This window comes from Microbacterium sp. Bi128, from assembly GCF_918698205.1.
Genome location: NZ_CAKKMM010001211.1, coordinates 1 through 1,559 on the forward strand (window position 1 = coordinate 1; position 1,559 = coordinate 1,559).

The following is a 1,559-nucleotide window of genomic DNA, read 5'->3' on the forward strand; positions in this document are numbered from 1 at the left end:
GGCTTGGTCTGTGAAATCCTGGACCTCCCGCCCTGTTGCCCAGCTCCCCGGCAGCATGCCCGCCCTGAGCCTCTTCGATACCGCCAAGGGCGGAATTGTGACCCTGGAGGCCACGGGTGAGCAGTCCATGTATGTCTGCGGCATCACCCCTTATGACGCCACGCACATGGGCCACGCGGCCAGCTATGTCGCCTTCGACCTCCTCAACCGCGCGTGGCGGGACGGCGGCCAGCACGTCGCCTACGTCCAGAACGTGACCGACGTCGACGATCCCCTCCTGGAGCGCGCCACGGCCACAGGCGTCGACTGGCGCGACCTCGCCGCGAGCCAAATCGAGCTGTTCCAGACCGACATGGAGGCCCTGAACGTCCTCGCCCCGGACCACTACATCGGTGCCGTTGAGGCCGTTCCCCTGATTGTTCCCGCCATCGAGCGCCTGCTGCGCAACGGGCTCGCGTACCGCGTCCCCGGCGCCGGCGGCGAGCCCGACGGCGACGTCTACTACGACGTCGAAGCCGCCGGGAAGCACTCGACGGACGACGTCGACGCCTGGACCCTGGGATCCATTTCCGGACTCTCCGACGCCGAAATGCTGGAACTCTTCGCCGAACGCGGCGGCGACCCTGGCCGGGCCGGGAAGCGCCAGGCGCTGGATCCGCTGCTCTGGCGGGTTGCCCGCGAGGGCGAGCCCAGCTGGCCCGGTGGCGAACTGGGGGAGGGCCGGCCCGGCTGGCACGTCGAATGCACCGTGATCGCCCAGGAGTACCTGCCCAAGCCGTTTACCGTCCAGGGCGGCGGCTCGGACCTTATTTTCCCGCACCACGAAATGGGCGCCGGCCACGCGTACTCGCTGGCGGGCGTGCCGCTGGCCCGCCACTTCGCGCACGCGGGCATGGTGGGCCTCGACGGGGAGAAGATGAGCAAGTCCAAGGGCAATCTTGTCCTGGTTTCCAGGCTCCGGGCTGACGGGGAAGAACCTGCCGCGATCCGCCTCGCGATCCTGGCCCACCACTACCGCACGGACTGGTCCTGGACCGCCGCCGGATTCGCCGAGGCCAAAGACCGGCTCCGCACCTGGCGCGAGGCCCTCGCCGTGGCGCCGGAAAGCTCCGCCGCGGCCCTGCTTGGCAGGCTGCGGACCGAACTGGCCAACGACCTGAACGCGCCCGGCGCACTCGCCGCCGTCGACGCCTGGGCCAAGGCCGCCCTGGCAGCCCCGGGGGAGGCCTCGGCCACGGACGCCGCGCTGGTGAGCGACGCCGTCAACGCCCTGCTCGGCGTCGAACTCTAACCGGTTTTCGGTCGGCCCGGAGGAATATCCCAAAACCCAGCGGCCGTCTCCACGGTGGCTGCGTCGGCCGGTCAGGACGAAGCGGCTTCGATGATCTTCTCGTCGCCCTCGTTCACGGCTTTGACGACGGCGTCGTAGTCACCACTGTCGACAGCCTTGCTGACCTTCTTGGTGGCCTTGCTGATCGCCTTGTCGACGCGGTCGAGGTAGAGGTCATCGACGATGGCAACGATCGCCGAGGAGCCCGGCGGCAGAAACTCCTCCGCGT

At 69.1% G+C, this 1,559-nt stretch carries 1 protein-coding gene and 1 pseudogene; one reads left to right on the forward strand and one right to left on the reverse strand.

All coding sequences use genetic code 11. The annotated features are described in order from the left end of the window. Positions 1–10 precede the first annotated feature (10 nt). Complete coding sequence (gene mshC, locus LQV45_RS31340) at positions 11–1,291, forward strand: cysteine--1-D-myo-inosityl 2-amino-2-deoxy-alpha-D-glucopyranoside ligase (protein WP_230011252.1); 1,281 nt, start codon at positions 11–13, stop codon at positions 1,289–1,291. Between the two features lie 71 nt (positions 1,292–1,362). On the opposite strand, the pseudogene LQV45_RS31345 reads toward mshC, so the two are convergent. Beyond that, positions 1,363–1,559, reverse strand: a pseudogene (locus LQV45_RS31345) (hypothetical protein); the annotation flags it as partial.